The sequence below is a fragment of the Paraburkholderia aspalathi genome (assembly GCF_905220735.1).
GTDB lineage: Bacteria > Pseudomonadota > Gammaproteobacteria > Burkholderiales > Burkholderiaceae > Paraburkholderia > Paraburkholderia aspalathi.
Genome location: NZ_CAJNBA010000018.1, coordinates 1 through 14,038 on the forward strand (window position 1 = coordinate 1; position 14,038 = coordinate 14,038).

13 protein-coding genes are annotated in these 14,038 nt (G+C 61.9%); 8 read left to right on the forward strand and 5 right to left on the reverse strand.

Features of this window, described 5'->3' with window-relative positions:
* Window positions 1-218: 218 nt before the first annotated feature.
* Window positions 219-1,472 carry an MFS transporter gene (locus tag KHO30_RS38225; protein WP_093646737.1) on the reverse strand — a complete coding sequence of 418 codons (1,254 nt, stop codon included), beginning with the start codon at window positions 1,470-1,472 and terminating at the stop codon, window positions 219-221.
* A complete protein-coding gene (locus KHO30_RS38230; protein ID WP_093646739.1) occupies window positions 1,469-2,446 on the reverse strand; it encodes a PRC-barrel domain-containing protein in 978 nt (325 codons plus the stop codon). Before KHO30_RS38230 ends, KHO30_RS38225 begins: the two co-directional genes overlap by 4 nt.
* A gap of 517 nt (window positions 2,447-2,963) precedes the next feature.
* On the opposite strand from KHO30_RS38230, the gene KHO30_RS38235 reads away from it, so the two are divergent.
* The 3 genes from KHO30_RS38235 (at window position 2,964) to KHO30_RS38245 (ending at window position 5,865) form a co-directional block, all read left to right on the forward strand.
* Window positions 2,964-4,346, forward strand: a complete 1,383-nt coding sequence (locus tag KHO30_RS38235; protein WP_074286043.1) for an NCS2 family permease — start codon at window positions 2,964-2,966, stop codon at window positions 4,344-4,346.
* A gap of 244 nt (window positions 4,347-4,590) precedes the next feature.
* Window positions 4,591-5,016: an ArsR/SmtB family transcription factor gene (locus KHO30_RS38240; protein WP_200622673.1), complete on the forward strand. Its 426-nt coding sequence runs from the start codon at window positions 4,591-4,593 to the stop codon at window positions 5,014-5,016.
* 114 nt (window positions 5,017-5,130) lie between these two features.
* Window positions 5,131-5,865 (forward strand): DUF899 domain-containing protein, encoded by a 735-nt coding sequence (locus KHO30_RS38245; RefSeq protein WP_211704007.1) that lies wholly within the window; start codon window positions 5,131-5,133, stop codon window positions 5,863-5,865.
* Between the two features lie 28 nt (window positions 5,866-5,893).
* On the opposite strand, the gene KHO30_RS38250 is transcribed toward KHO30_RS38245, so the two are convergent.
* The gene (locus KHO30_RS38250; protein WP_211704008.1) at window positions 5,894-6,739 is read right to left on the reverse strand and encodes a response regulator transcription factor; all 846 of its coding nucleotides are present in this window, start codon (window positions 6,737-6,739) and stop codon (window positions 5,894-5,896) included.
* 139 nt (window positions 6,740-6,878) lie between these two features.
* On the opposite strand from KHO30_RS38250, the gene KHO30_RS38255 reads away from it, so the two are divergent.
* Window positions 6,879-7,715, forward strand: a complete 837-nt coding sequence (locus KHO30_RS38255; RefSeq protein WP_211704009.1) for a carbon-nitrogen hydrolase family protein — start codon at window positions 6,879-6,881, stop codon at window positions 7,713-7,715.
* Between the two features lie 179 nt (window positions 7,716-7,894).
* Window positions 7,895-9,262 (forward strand): APC family permease, encoded by a 1,368-nt coding sequence (locus tag KHO30_RS38260; RefSeq protein WP_211704010.1) that lies wholly within the window; start codon window positions 7,895-7,897, stop codon window positions 9,260-9,262.
* 33 nt (window positions 9,263-9,295) lie between these two features.
* Here KHO30_RS38260 and KHO30_RS38265 read toward each other — a convergent pair whose 3' ends face one another.
* Window positions 9,296-9,478, reverse strand: coding sequence for a hypothetical protein (locus KHO30_RS38265; protein WP_093646755.1), 183 nt, complete (start codon window positions 9,476-9,478; stop codon window positions 9,296-9,298).
* Window positions 9,479-9,604: 126 nt separating this feature from the next.
* Window positions 9,605-10,510, reverse strand: coding sequence for an NAD-dependent epimerase/dehydratase family protein (locus tag KHO30_RS38270; protein WP_093646757.1), 906 nt, complete (start codon window positions 10,508-10,510; stop codon window positions 9,605-9,607).
* 115 nt (window positions 10,511-10,625) lie between these two features.
* Between KHO30_RS38270 and KHO30_RS38275 the strand changes: the two genes are divergently transcribed.
* The 3 genes from KHO30_RS38275 to hutC all read left to right on the forward strand — a co-directional run bounded on the left by KHO30_RS38275 (window position 10,626) and on the right by hutC (window position 14,037).
* On the forward strand, window positions 10,626-11,522 hold the full coding sequence (locus KHO30_RS38275) for a LysR family transcriptional regulator (RefSeq protein WP_200652160.1): 897 nt from the start codon (window positions 10,626-10,628) through the stop codon (window positions 11,520-11,522).
* A 257-nt stretch (window positions 11,523-11,779) separates the two neighbouring features.
* Window positions 11,780-13,303, forward strand: a complete 1,524-nt coding sequence (hutH, locus tag KHO30_RS38280) for a histidine ammonia-lyase (protein ID WP_211704011.1) — start codon at window positions 11,780-11,782, stop codon at window positions 13,301-13,303.
* Between the two features lie 38 nt (window positions 13,304-13,341).
* On the forward strand, window positions 13,342-14,037 hold the full coding sequence (hutC, locus tag KHO30_RS38285; protein ID WP_054040559.1) for a histidine utilization transcriptional repressor HutC: 696 nt from the start codon (window positions 13,342-13,344) through the stop codon (window positions 14,035-14,037).
* Window position 14,038: the final 1 nt, after the last annotated feature.

A 14,038-nucleotide genomic window follows, 5' to 3' on the forward strand; every position in this document is an offset into this window, starting at 1 on the left:
AGCAGGCGGTCAGCCGCCGGCACGATGCGAAGCTTCACTTTTTTAAATATTCCCCTTTCCGGGTGTCCAGGTTTACTTGACCACTACAGTGCCGCCCCGCACAGGGGCAACGCTAATAGACCACTAACAATTCAAGGAAAAGCACCAAAGCCAGATCAAGGAAAGCCCAAAGCCCTAAGACCCCGGCCAAATGCCGCCGCAAAAGGCAAAAAACAAGCTCATCTAACAGCCGACTTCCCATCCCCCAAAGGCTCCGCCTCATCCCCAGCAGCCGCATCCCGCGTCTCAGGCATCGCGGCCCAAACGAGTAGCACGGCAAGCGCCCCCGCCGCAGCAAGCCCAAAAAAGCTCACGGCATTGCCAAAATGGTCAGCCACAAACCCAGCAGCAGTCGTGCTCAAAGTAGCCCCAATCCCGGCAGCCAACCCAAACAACCCAATACAAAGGTTATACCGTCCCTTCCCGCCAGCAACATCGGCGGCAATCAACGGCAGCATCACACCGAACACGGCCGCGCTCAGGCCGTCGAGCATCTGCACCGGCACCAGCAAATAAGGGCTGCTGATTCCAGCAAACAACAACGCCCGTATCGGCAACGCCGAAAACCCAAGCAGCAGAATCGGCCTGCGTCCCCACCGCTCGGCAGAGCGCCCAACCCATGGCGACATCATCGCCACAATCGCCTGCGGCACGATGATGCACGCGGCAATCACGAGCTGCACGTTGTCACCCATGCCGGCCGTCACTTCACCCGCGGCGAGATTCAGCATCGCCGCATTCGACAAGTGGAACAGCACGATACAAGCCGCAAACAACAGCATCCGCTTGTCACGCAACAGCTCGCGCAAACTCTCGCGCCGTTCGATCTGCGCCGGTGTGGGCCCGGTTTTCGGCAGCTCGATCGTGTCGGTACGCTGGATCATCGTCAGCGCAAACAGTGCAGGGACCGCCAGCGCCGCTGTCAGCCAGAACACCGCGCGAGGCGAATAGTATTCGCCGAACACGCCCATCAAGCCGGCCGCGACGGCGCTGCCGATCGACGCCCAGCGCGCATTGCGCCCCAACCGGTCGCCCAGATTCGCGCGCCCCACGAGAGCGAACGAAATCGCGGCCAACGCCGGCGTCAGCATGCAACTGGCAAAGCCGTGGAATACCTCGGCGGCAATCACCGGCAGCACCGTCGGGCTCGCCGCCAGTAGCACCGCACTGAAGATGATCGCGAAGATCGCCCATGCGGCAGCGCCTTTCTTGTTGCGCAGTGCGTCGACAGCAGCGCCGCCCGGCACCTGGCTGACCATCGCACTAATAGTGCCGACGGACAGCGCCATGCCGATCTCGCCCTGGGTCCACTTGTGCGAGGCGAGGTACGACGCAATGAACGGCCCGAAACCCGTCTGCACGTTGGCGACGAAAAAATTCAGCCAATCGAGTGCGCGCAGACTTCGCGCGGTGACCAAAGTGCGGCCTGTCATCGGACCGCCCGTGTGTTGGAACCCGCCGTGACTGTGGCCGGCGCGGCAGAAGCCGCAGTGGCGGGAGCGACGGGAGCAGGCGCGGAAGCGGGAGCGGGTGGCGGCGCGGGCGACACCGCGCGGATCGGCTTGTCGTTGGCGTACGGCGGCGTCGCGTTGATCTGCGCATCGCTCAGATCGATCAGCGGATGCAGTTCCTTGTCTTTCGTGACGAAACGCAGGGCCGACCAGTTGGCGGCAATCGTGCGCCGCTCGGTGCTGACCATGCCGTTGACGTCGAGCACGACCGCCTGCGGCTGCGCGTTGGCGTCGATCAGCACATCGATCACGCGGCCGACCTTGGCGCCGTTAGAGCGCTCGACGTCGGTGTCGATCAGCTGCAATTGCACGGCGGCGGACTTCGCCGCGGGAGTCGGCGTGGCTGTCGCGTTGAGTGTGATCGGCGCGGTCTTCGCGGTCGGCGTGAAGCGGAACGCGTTCCACGGGAAATTGACCTTGCGATCGCCGACGCCAAGGAAACCCTGCAGATTGACCACGATTTCGCGTGGCTTGCCGCTCGCATCGGCGATCAGATCGACCGCGCGGCCCACCACTTTGCCGTCGGGCTTCTGCACTTCGCTATCGAGCAGGGCGCGCGCTTCGCTGCGCTCGATCGTGCGCAGCACGATCAGCGGCGCGGGCGCGGGAGGAGGCGGCGCGGGCGTGGCGACCGGCGGCGGAGGTTCGACCTTGCGTGGCTTGACGACCGGCTTCTTCGGTTTCTTCGGCTGCTCGGGCTCGGCCGCTTCAGTCTCGGCCGGTTCCGGCGCGGAGGCGGCTACGGGCGCGCTCGCGGGTTCGACGGGCATCACCGTGGCGTCGACAATCGGCGCCTGTTGCGGGCCCCACAGCAGGCTGCAACCGGACAGCGCGAACAGCGCGAACACAGCAAGAAGCAGAAGACGCCAGGCAGGACGCGAGAAACCGCCGCTCATCAAGAAGGACTCCATGGGCCAGTGCGGACGGGCGCTGTGGACCGCCGCAGTTAAGTCACGCTTTAACTCAGGTAAGGGCCAGAGTGTAACCCGCGGCGCCGGGGCGGCCCGGTTTTGCAGGCTTTCTGACAGGTGTCCGCGGCGCACGATTCATGCCGCGCTGTGTACTTTCGGCCGGGACGTAGGCCCGTTTTTGCGCGTCGAACCCCTCAAAACCCTTTCACAACTCGATGACAAACCGTAGGTGTAAACGCGCGGAGTGTCCCCATGGTTTGCCGTCCCTTAAACGATATAAGCATGGCGACATGTCGAGCATGCCATTCATGCGATGGGAGACATATTTGTGTTGCCCTACATTTCGGGACAGCAAAAGAAGAACGGAGCATGCGGGTTGTCTGACGCATCGCAAGCCGACGTTCAAACCTTGCCACACCACATTAGATCAACGCAACGAGACGAACCTGATGGCGGCCGGAAACCGGGCCGTTTCAGCACGCTGATAAAGGAGGCACTCATCATGATGGAACCCCACGCCCAACCGATTTCTGAAGTCGGCGCCGAATCATTCGACGGAAAGGGCTTTCTCGACCGCTACTTCGAAATCTCTTCGCGCGGCAGTTCGCAGCGTACGGAAATTGTTGCGGGCATCACGACCTTCCTCGCGATGGTCTATTCCGTGTTCGTCGTGCCGGGCATGTTCGGCAAAGCGGGCTTCGATACCAGCGCGGTGTTTGTCGCCGTATGTCTGACGACCGCCTTCGGTTCGCTGCTGATGGGTGTGTGGGCGCGCCTGCCGATCGCCATCGGCTGCGCGATTTCGCTGACTGCGTTCACCGCGTTCGGCCTCGTGCTCGGTAAAGGTCTGCATCCGAACGTCGCGCTCGGTGCAGTGTTCCTGATGGGTGTCGTCTTCACCGGAATCTCGGTAACGGGCGTGCGTTCGTGGATTCTGCGCAATCTGCCGACCGGCATCGCGCACGGCACGGGGATCGGCATCGGCCTGTTCTTGCTCCTGATCGCCGCGAACGACGTAGGTCTGGTCGTCAAGAATCCGGGCGCCGGTTTGCCGGTGGCACTGGGCAACATCACGGCGTTGCCGGCGATCATGTCGGTGGCGGGTCTGGCTGCGATCTTCGGTCTGGTGCGCCGTCGCGTGCCGGGTTCGATCCTGATCGTGATCGTCGTGATCTCGTTGATTGCGCTCGCAATCGATCCGGCGGTGGTGTTCCACGGCGTGTTTGCGGTGCCTTCGCTGAGCGCACCGGGTCACGCTTCGCTGATCGGCGCGATGGACATCAAGGGCGCGCTCTCGATGGCGGTCCTGCCTAGCGTGCTGGCACTCGTGATGACGGCTGTGTTCGACGCAACCGGCACGATTCGCGCCGTCGCCGGACAAGCCGGTCAACTCGACGAAAACGGCCGCATCATCAACGGTGGCCGTGCGCTGACGGCGGATTCGCTGAGCTCGATTTTCTCGGGCCTGCTCGGTGGCGCACCGGCGGCCGCGTATATCGAATCGACGGTTGGCGTTGCAGCCGGCGCGAAGACAGGTATGGCCGCAGCGGTGGTCGGTCTGCTGTTCCTTGTGGTGATGTTCTTCTCGCCGCTGGCCAGTCTCGTGCCTTCGTATGCAACGGCTCCGGCGCTGATGTACGTCGGCCTGCTGATGCTCTCGAACGTGAGCAAGCTGCATATGGACGATATGGTCGACGCGATGTCGGGCCTGATGTGCGCCGTGTTCATCGTGCTGACCGCCAACATCGTGACGGGCATCATGCTCGGCTTCGCGACGCTGGTGATCGGCCGCGTGGTGAGCGGCGAGTATCGCAAGCTGAACGTCGGCACGGTTGTTATCGCTGTCGTGCTGGTCGGCTTCTATCTTGGCGGTTGGGCCATCTGATTCTGCCGCATTGAGTTTTACGCGGTTTGCTGTAACGCGAGAGTGGGGCGGGCTTGCCTTGCCGCTTCGCTCGAACGTGTAGTCGGTTGTTCTCCACCTTGACGCGGCGTATCGCAGGGTTCGATCTGCGATGCGCCGCGTATCTTTTTTCAGCATCCCCTTAGCACCTTCCGCTTCCTGTGCGCTTTGAGAAAAGTGCGCACCTGTCCTTGACATCCTCACGCGTGTTTCTATACTTAACCTCATGGTTAAGTTTAATGAAACATTACTCGATCGCACCTTTGCCGCGCTGTCCGATCCGACGCGGCGTGCGTTGCTCGCGCGTCTGTCTCAACTGAACGATCTGTCGGTCAGCGAACTCGCCGAGCCGTTTGCGATGTCTTTGCCCGCAGTGATGAAACACCTCGACGTGTTGTCCGAGGCCGGTCTCATCACGCGCAGCAAAACCGGCCGCACGGTGGCGTGCCGCCTGTCAGCCGGACCGATGGAGGAAGCCATGGAATGGCTTACCCGCTATCAGCGCTTCTGGTCCGAATCACTCGATCGTCTTGCTGCTTTCGTCGAAGAGGAGCCGCCATGTCCGCCAAACCCAGCCACACCCACCAGCGTCGTCTCGACGCCGCGCCCGCGAAAGTCTGCCGCGCCTCTACGGAAGCGGCGCAATTCGTGACATGGATGCATCCGACTGGCTTGAGCCACGGTCTCGATGCGCTGGAACGCTACCTCGCCTGAATTCGCGTGATTTGCTCTATCTAACCTGTATGACGCAGAAAAGGAGACGCACATGGATCCGCAACATCGTATCGGTACCCGGGAAGAATGGCTGGCCGCCAGCAAGGCGCTATTAGTCGAAGAGAAAGCGTACACACGCGCAGGCGATGAACTCGCCCGCAAACGCCGGGCGCTACCCTGGGTGAAGGTCGAGAAGACCTATGTATTCGACACGCCGCAAGGCCCCAAAACACTCGCCGACCTGTTCGGCGGCCGTAGCCAATTGATCGTTTATCACTTCATGTTTGGTCCGGATTGGGAAGAGGGCTGTTTCGGCTGCTCGTTCGTGTCGGATCACATGGATGGCATCCTGACGCATCTCGAACATCACGACGTATCCTACGTGGCAGTCTCGCGTGGGCCGCTCGCGAAGATCGAGACGTTCAAAAAACGCATGGGCTGGAAGTTTCCGTGGGTATCGTCGAATGAGAGCGACTTCAATTTCGACTATCACGTGTCGTTCACACCGGAAGAAATCGCCAGCAAGAAGGGGTTCTACAACTTCACCGAGCAGGATGTCGGCATCGACGAGCTACCCGGTCACAGCGTGTTTTACAAGGACGCAGCGGGCGATGTCTATCACACGTATTCCACCTACGGACGCGGCGGTGAGCAGTTCCTCAGCGCGTACGCGCATCTCGATGTGGTGCCGAAAGGCCGCGAGGAGAAGAAGAATATGGGTGAGTGGCTCAAGCATCACGACCGCTATGAGGAGAAGGCGGCCGGTTGCGCCGCGTGCAGCCATTGACGCGCGCCGGCCAGGAATAAGCGGGACGTCATGCCCCTTTGCGTCCCGCTTCATAAAACAGCGCGAACAACTCCGACTGCGAGTTGACGTTGAGCTTCGTATAGATGTGCTTCTTGTGCGCGCGCACCGTCTCGAACGAGATCGTCAGTTTCTCCGCGATGGCGCGCGTTGAAAATCCGCTCAGAGTAAGCATGGCCACCTCCACTTCGCGTGCGGTGAGTGACGAGCGCCCGCCCACCGACGACACCTGCTCGAAACGCGCGGCATAGGTGGGCGTGTCCGCAGGGGCGTCCGTATTGATCGCTGCTTGCGTCACGGCCTCGCTCGAGGCCGGCTCCGGCGCATCGAATGTCTCATACGGCAAGCGCTGCCGCAGTAGCGCGATCACCCATGGCGCACAGAGCGCGAGCACCGCCAGATCGCGCTCGCCATAGCGCTGCGTTGCGCCCAGCGAGAACGCCAGCGTATGCCTCGCGTCTATCATGTAGTTGAAATGCACTTCATCGCCGACGATGTTTTTCCTGAAGTACCGCTGGTAGTAGTCGGTCATCGAGAAGTTGTCGGGCGCGACGTCCGCCAGCGTGACGAAACCCGATGCGGGCTTCTCGGTCGCGGCGATATAAAACGGATCGAGTTGATAGAGCGCGGCGAGATAGTCCTGGAACATCACGTCCACCGTGCCGTCCGGTGTGGGCGATTCTGCACAGACGAGCGGCGCCACGCCAGGTGTGAAGCGCAGAGCGACCCAGTTATCGAACACGACATAGCGCTCGAGCGCGCGTGTGAGGCGAGTCCAGAATTGCGCGCTGTCGAGTGCTTCGATAACCGCGCCGATCTCGCGATGAAAGGCCAGATCGCGCCATTCGAGTTCCATGCGTGCTCCGTTGAGGGTAACCCTGCCGGGTGATTACGGTCAAAAATATGTCTGGTAATAATAGGCCCAACCTGAAACGCGGGCGCCTGACAACAGCCGCTATTTAACGCGAAGCAGATTGCTGAGCATAGGAGACAAAATGCTTCAACTCGAACTGGCACAGATCCCGATCGTAGATGGCGCCGTGGGCATGGGCGGGGTAAACGTGCAACGCGTGCTGCAGACCATCGGCCAGCGCACGCCCGGAACCGATCTGATCGTGTTTCCGGAGACCACGCTGTCGGGCTTTCCGACGCGCGACACCATCGCCGACGTGGCCGAACCGATTGACGGGCCGTCGCTGACCGCTGTGCGCAATGCGGCGCGCGAAGCACGGGTTGCGGTGGCGGTCGGTCTCGCCGAGCGTGACGGCAGCCGCTTTTTCAACACCACGGTCCTGGTCGACGAACGCGGCGAGATCGCGCTGCGCTATCGCAAGACGCATCTGTGGGCGTCGGACGTCGGTGTGTTCGAACCGGGCGACCGCTACGAAGTGTGCAGCTTCAAGGGTCTGACCGTTGGCATCCTGGTCTGCTACGACATCGAATTTCCGGAAACGGCGCGCGCGGTTGCCTCGCTCGGCGCCGATCTGCTGATCGTGACGAACGGCAATATGGACCCGTTCGGGCCGGTGCATCGCCGCGCAATCGTGGCGCGTGCGATGGAGAATCAGATGTTTGCGGCGCTTGTGAATCGCATCGGTTCGGGCGACGACAATCTCACCTTCCCCGGTGAATCGGCGCTGATCGATCCGTTAGGCGATGTGGTGTGCGACGCCGGCCATGAAGAAACGGTCCTGCGCGCCACGCTCGATCCCGCGCGTCTCGAGGCCGCGCGCGAGCACTATCGTTATCTGCATGACGCGCGCATTTCACTCGACCTCGCGACGCTAGACGGCGAGCAAGGGCAACGTGCGCGTGTGATCCGAACGCGCTAAGGCGCGTGCGCAGGTGTAGGCGTGCATAAGCACGCATCCACACCCGCGCGCACCACGTTAGGCAAAGCATCATCGGCGCGACTTCCGCGCACCCTGCAAGACTGATCGACAAAACCCGACCCGGGCGCGTTCAACGTCGCCCTCGACGACGCTCGCCCATTCGCAAGAGGAGACACCGCATGACCCCGACATCCCCCACGGAGCGCGCCGGCGCACCTGCCGCGCCCAAAAGCGCGCATCTGAAACGCACACTCGGCCTGCCTTCGGTTTTGCTGTTCGGCCTCGCCTATATGGCGCCGCTGATCGTCTACGGCACCTACGGCGTGCTGGCGACCGCCAGCAACGACACCGCCGCGCTCGCGTATCTGATTGCCCTGATCGCGATCGTGTTCACCGCGCTCAGTTACGGCAAGCTCGCGCGGCTTTTCCCGGTAGCGGGTTCAGCGTACACATACACGCGCAAAAGCTTCAATCCGCATCTGGGTTTCATGATCGGCTGGGCCACCTTGCTCGATTACTTCTTCCTGCCGATGGTGATCTGGCTGATCGGCGCCGCGTATCTCAGCGCCGCGTTTCCGCACATTCCGAGCTGGATCTGGATCGTCGCGTTCATTGTGTTGACGAGCGCGCTGAATATTCTTGGCATCGAACTCGCGAACCGTTTCAACATCGTGCTGATGGTCGTGCAACTCGCGATCGTCGCCTTGTTCGTCGTGCTGTGCTGCCATTATGTGACCGCGGCGGTTGGCCCCGGTGGCCTGATTTCGGCCGAACCGTTCTTCAAGCCGCATGTGCCGTTGTCAGCGACGATGGCGGGCGCAGCGATTGCCGCCTATTCGTATCTCGGCTTCGATGCAGTGTCGACATTGACTGAAGAAACCATCGCCCCTGAAAAGACCATGCCGCGCGCGATTGTGCTGATTGCGCTGATCGGCGGCGCGATCTTCGTGATTGCCGCGTACACGGTGCAGCTCGCGCATCCGGGTGCGGTGTTCAAGGACCCGGATTCGGCCGCGTTCGAAGTCGCGCGCAAAGTCGGCGGCGATATCTTCGTGACGGTGTTTCTGGCCGGCCTGATTCTCGCGCAGTTCGCCTCGGGCATCTCGGCGCAGGCAAGCGTGGGGCGTCTGCTGTATGCAATGGGACGCGACGAAGTCTTGCCCAAGCGCATCTTCGGTTTCGTGCATCCGAAGTTCAAGACGCCGGCGCTGAACATCGCGATCGCGGGTGCAATCGGTCTTGTCGCGCTGAAGCTCGACGTGGCGACCTCGACCTCGTTCATTAACTTCGGCGCGTTTCTCGCGTTCACCGCGGTCAATCTGTGTGTGATCCGGCAGTTCTTCAACGCGAAGGGCAGTGCGAATGCGATGGGTGTGATCGGCGGCCTGGTGTTTCCGCTGGCTGGTGCGATTGCGGATATCTGGCTGTTGGTGAGTCTGGAGAAAACCGCACTGGTGCTCGGCGCGGTGTGGTTCGTGCTGGGCTTGTGCTATCTCGGCTGGATCACGCGCTGTTTCCGCCGTGCGCCGCCGGAAGTCGCGGTTTGATAACTGATGGCGCTGCCGCGCGCAGCGCCGAACTCATAACGCCATGTCGAAGGCGGGTTTGAGGAACAGTTCGATCGCCATCACGATAAGGCTCATCACGGCCGCGGACAGCGTCAACGTGCCGTACTCGTCGTAGCGAGCATCGTACAAGCACGCTACGACGAAAATAATCGCCAGCAGGTTGGTGAGCCAGTCGAAATTCAACGCCAAGGTCATCGATCAAATCCGGGCTTACGCGCGACTCGTATGGTCGAATCGCGCTATTACGTGAGCCGGATTCTAGCGAGTTGAGCTTACGGATTTGCTACGCCTGGGCTTACATGGATTACGGCCTGGAGGACCTCACTTGGCGGCCATCATGTCGTGCTCGATCCAGTCGATCACCGACGTGCGTTTGGGCTGCCAGCCGAGCAGTTTGCGCGCACGCTCACCACGCACGCGGCTGTTCGAACCGAGTCCGTACGAAGCCATTTCGTAACCCCATTCCTTCTGCGCGTCTGCGAGCGGCCAGTCTTGCGCCTCGCCCAGTTTCATCACGCGCGCGATCGCAGCGCTCATGTCGCGAAACGATGCCTCTCCGCTTTCGACGAAGTAGAAGGTGCCTGCGGGCGTCTTCTCCAACGCAAGGCGATAGAGTTCGGCGACGTCGCCGATATGCACGTTCGACCAGATGTTGCCGCCGCTGCCCACATGCCGCACCACGCCGCTCTTTTGCGCCTGACGCACGAGTCGCGGCAACTGCACGCTTGCGCTGCCCGGCACGTCGCCGTGGCCATAGATCAGCGTGTTGCACAGCACCGCCGAGCGGATGTTCTGCTGCGCGGCGTCGAGTACGAGTTGATCGATCGCGACGCGTGCCGCTTTGTCCGCGGTCGGCTTGGGCAGGGCGTCTTCGTGATAGATGCGCGCCTCGCCCGCTTCACCACCCGAGGCATCGCCGACGATGCTCGAGCCGCTCGTATGCAGAAACGGTTTGCCGGAACCAGCGAGGCCGTCGATCAGCGCTTTCACTGCGCCTTCATGGTCGCTGCTCGCGGCGTTGATGACTGCGTCGGCGGCTTTGGCTTCAGTGATCAGCAGTTCGCGGTCGTCGAGCGTGCCGATGACGGGTTCGATACCGAGGCGTTGCAATTCAGCGCTGTGTTCGGGTTTGCGGATCAAACCGCGCACATGGTGGCCGGCGCGCACGAGGTGCGCCGCAATCGAGCCGCCGATAAAGCCGCTTGCGCCAGTAATGAAAATCTTCAAGACGTTCTCCTAAGGTGGAAACACCGGAAATACGATGACATGGACGCAGTATCCACCGTCTTGATTCTCGCAAAAAGCGTGTTAGTCTCAAATCAATCTTGATTTGAAATCAACAATGAAGACTTCCACTGACGAATTACTGGTGTTCGCGACGGTGATCGACTGCGGTTCGATCACTGCGGCGGCCGAGAAATTACAGCAGACCGTCTCGGGCGTGAGCCGTGCCCTCACGCGCCTCGAAAAGAAACTCGACACCGCGCTGGTGAGGCGTACCACGCGCCGTTTGCAACTGACCGAAGAGGGCGAGGCGTTCCTGCGGCGGGCGCGGGCGATTCTCGATGCGATGGAAGAGGCCGAGGAATCCGTCACGCGTGGACGCGAGCGGCCCTCGGGGCGCTTGCGTGTCGATGCGGCGTCACCGTTCATGCTTCATTGCGTGGCGCCCCACATGAAGGCGTTTTCAGCGCTGTATCCGGAGATTCGTCTGGAATTGACGAGCAACGAGCGGATCGTCGATCTGCTAGAACAGAAGGTGGATATCGCGATCCGCATCGGCGCGTTGCAGGATTCGACCCTGCATGCACGCACCCTGGGCAGTAGCAAGCTGCGGGTGCTCGCGAGTCCGGCGTATCTGGCTGAATACGGCGAGCCGCGTTCGGTGGAAGCGTTGCGCTCGCACCGTCTGATCGGCTTCACGGCGCCGGAGCATCTGAATCGCTGGCCGTTGCGGGCGGGTGGCAAGGGCAAGTCCGAGACGCTGAAGATCGAGCCGGCGATCACCGCATCGAGCGGCGAGACCTTGCGGCAGCTCGCGCTGTCGGGATGGGGCATCGCCTGTCTCGCCGACTTCATGACCGCGGCTGACGTGCGCGAAGAGCGGCTGGTGCCGATTCTTGGCAACGTGCTGGTGGATGAGCGGCAGCCGGTGAGCGCGGTGTATTACCAGAGCGCGTCGCTGGCGGGGCGCGTGCAGTGTTTCCTGGATTTCATGGCAGCGCGGGTGAGGTTGTAGCGAATCGCGTCGAGTTTTTTGTCCACTTGCCGCCCTGTATTTTGAACGTGTATATACAAGTTGTTTATCGCGACGAACGAATGCGATGTGGCACGCGCTGACGCCCGAAATCCCCTGCTCAAGCGATATGCATGCCACGTAAGCCTCCAGCTCTAATGGAAACTCCCAGGCCCGAAGCTGCAAAAACAAGTTGTATATACAAGCCGACGCCGCTAGACTTCCTCTTGAATTGTATAGACAAGACAGGACACAACACCATGATGATTCTGAAGCCCGGCTACCTGACCCTCCCGCAACTGCGCCAGATCGCTCGCGAGCACGTCGCGCTGCAGCTCGATCCCGCCAGCCACGCCGCCATCGACGCCTGCGCCAAAGCCGTCGCCGATATCGCCGCGAAGGGCGAGCCGGCATACGGCATCAACACGGGTTTCGGGCGCCTCGCCAGCACGCACATTCCGCATGACCAGCTCGAGCTGCTGCAGCGCAATCTGGTGCTGTCGCACGCGGTCGGCGTGGGTGAGCCGATGTCGCGTCCGGTCGTGCGTCTGTTGATCGCGCTGAAGCTGTCGAGCCTCGGCCGTGGCCACTCGGGCATCCGCCGCGAAGTGATGGAAGCGCTGATCACGCTGTATAACGCCGACGTGCTGCCGGTGATTCCGGTCAAGGGTTCGGTCGGCGCATCGGGCGACCTCGCGCCGCTCGCGCATATGTCGGCAACCCTGCTGGGCGTCGGCGAAGTGTTCGCGAAGGGCGAACGCATGCCGGCTACCGAAGGCCTCGCGCTGGTCGGCCTGAAGCCGCTCACGCTGCAAGCGAAGGAAGGTCTGGCGCTGCTGAACGGCACGCAAGCCTCGACCGCGCTCGCGCTCTACAACATGTTCGCTATCGAAGACCTGTTCCGCACCGCACTGGTGGCGGGCGCCTTGTCGGTGGATGCAGCAGCGGGTTCGGTCAAGCCGTTCGACGCGCGCATTCACGAACTGCGTGGTCATCAAGGCCAGACGGACGCGGCAGTTGCTTACCGTTCGCTGCTGCAAGGCTCGGGCATCAATGTCTCGCACGCCGACTGCGACAAGGTTCAGGACCCGTACAGCCTGCGCTGCCAGCCGCAAGTGATGGGCGCGTGTCTGGACCAGATGCGTCATTCGGCCGACGTGCTGCTGATCGAAGCGAACGCCGTCTCCGACAATCCGCTGATTTTCCCGGACACGGGCGAAGTGCTGTCGGGCGGCAATTTCCACGCCGAGCCGGTCGCATTTGCCGCTGACAACCTCGCGCTTGCGGTCGCGGAAATCGGTGCCTTGGCCGAACGCCGCATCGCGCTCCTGATCGACGCGACGCTGTCGGGCCTGCCGCCGTTCCTCGTGCGTGACGGTGGGGTGAACTCAGGTTTCATGATCGCTCACGTGACGGCCGCAGCACTCGCCTCCGAGAACAAGACGCTCGCGCATCCGGCTTCGGTCGATTCGCTGCCGACGTCCGCGAACCAGGAAGACCACGTTTCGATGGCGACGTTCGCTGCGCGCAAGCTTGGCGACATCGCTGAAAACGTCGCGAACATTCTGTCGATCGAGTTGCTCGCCGCCGCGCAAGGCGTCGATCTGCGCGCGCCGCACAAGACCAGCCCGAGCCTGCAGAAAGTGATGGACGCAGTGCGCAAGGACGTCGCGCATTACGAGCTCGATCACTATTTCGCACCGGATATCGCGGCCGTTACGCGTCTCGTGCAGGACGGCACGATCGCGAAGCTGAGCCCGTTCTCGTTCGCGTCCGAGCAATAAGCTCGAACATCACGTTTTCAAGCACGCCAATCAAGCCAATGAACGCACCGGCCTATCAGGGCATCAAGGACTTCATCCTCGGCCGCATCCACGCGGGCGAATGGGCTGAAGGCGACCAGGTGCCCTCCGAAAACGAGCTCGCCCGCGAATTCAACGTGGCGCGCATGACGGTCAACCGCGCGTTGCGCGAGTTGACTTCGGAGCAGGTGCTGACGCGCGTGCAGGGCTCGGGCACGTTTGTCGCCCGGCCCAAGTACGAATCGACCCTGGTGGCGATCCGCAGCATTTCCGACGAAATCGTCGCGCGCGGTCATCGCCATCAGGCGAACGTGCTGCACATCGGCGCGAGCATCGCTGATGAAGCGCTTGCCGAAGAAATGCAGGTGAGCGCGGGTAGTCCGGTGTTTCATTCACGCGTGCTGCATTTCGAAAACGACGAGCCGGTGCAACTCGAAGAGCGCTGGGTCAACCCGGCGGTCGCGCCCGAGTACGCCTTGCAGGACTTCACGAACACCACACCGAATCAGTATCTGGTGCGAGTGGCGCCGTTGCAGCGCGTCGAGTACCGCATCGAAGCCCTGGCTGCGGATGCGGATACCCGCGAGCTGCTGACGATGGATGAACTCGAACCGTGCCTCGTGCTGCATCGGCGCACGTGGTCGCAAAGCCAGGTCGCCTCGATCGCCAATCTCTGGCATCCCGGCAGCCGCTATCGCTTCACCGGACATTTCTGAT

Excerpts from the sequence above, each read along its gene's own strand:
- KHO30_RS38225 (WP_093646737.1), bottom strand. The coding sequence starts at position 1,472 with ATGACAGGCCGCACTTTGGTCACCGCGCGAAGTCTGCGCGCACTCGAT.
- KHO30_RS38230 (WP_093646739.1), bottom strand. The coding sequence starts at position 2,446 with ATGAGCGGCGGTTTCTCGCGTCCTGCCTGGCGTCTTCTGCTTCTTGCT.
- KHO30_RS38235 (WP_074286043.1), top strand. The coding sequence starts at position 2,964 with ATGATGGAACCCCACGCCCAACCGATTTCTGAAGTCGGCGCCGAATCA.
- KHO30_RS38240 (WP_200622673.1), top strand. The coding sequence starts at position 4,591 with ATGGTTAAGTTTAATGAAACATTACTCGATCGCACCTTTGCCGCGCTG.
- KHO30_RS38245 (WP_211704007.1), top strand. The coding sequence starts at position 5,131 with ATGGATCCGCAACATCGTATCGGTACCCGGGAAGAATGGCTGGCCGCC.
- KHO30_RS38250 (WP_211704008.1), bottom strand. The coding sequence starts at position 6,739 with ATGGAACTCGAATGGCGCGATCTGGCCTTTCATCGCGAGATCGGCGCG.
- KHO30_RS38255 (WP_211704009.1), top strand. The coding sequence starts at position 6,879 with ATGCTTCAACTCGAACTGGCACAGATCCCGATCGTAGATGGCGCCGTG.
- KHO30_RS38260 (WP_211704010.1), top strand. The coding sequence starts at position 7,895 with ATGACCCCGACATCCCCCACGGAGCGCGCCGGCGCACCTGCCGCGCCC.
- KHO30_RS38265 (WP_093646755.1), bottom strand. The coding sequence starts at position 9,478 with ATGACCTTGGCGTTGAATTTCGACTGGCTCACCAACCTGCTGGCGATT.
- KHO30_RS38275 (WP_200652160.1), top strand. The coding sequence starts at position 10,626 with ATGAAGACTTCCACTGACGAATTACTGGTGTTCGCGACGGTGATCGAC.
- hutH (WP_211704011.1), top strand. The coding sequence starts at position 11,780 with ATGATGATTCTGAAGCCCGGCTACCTGACCCTCCCGCAACTGCGCCAG.
- hutC (WP_054040559.1), top strand. The coding sequence starts at position 13,342 with ATGAACGCACCGGCCTATCAGGGCATCAAGGACTTCATCCTCGGCCGC.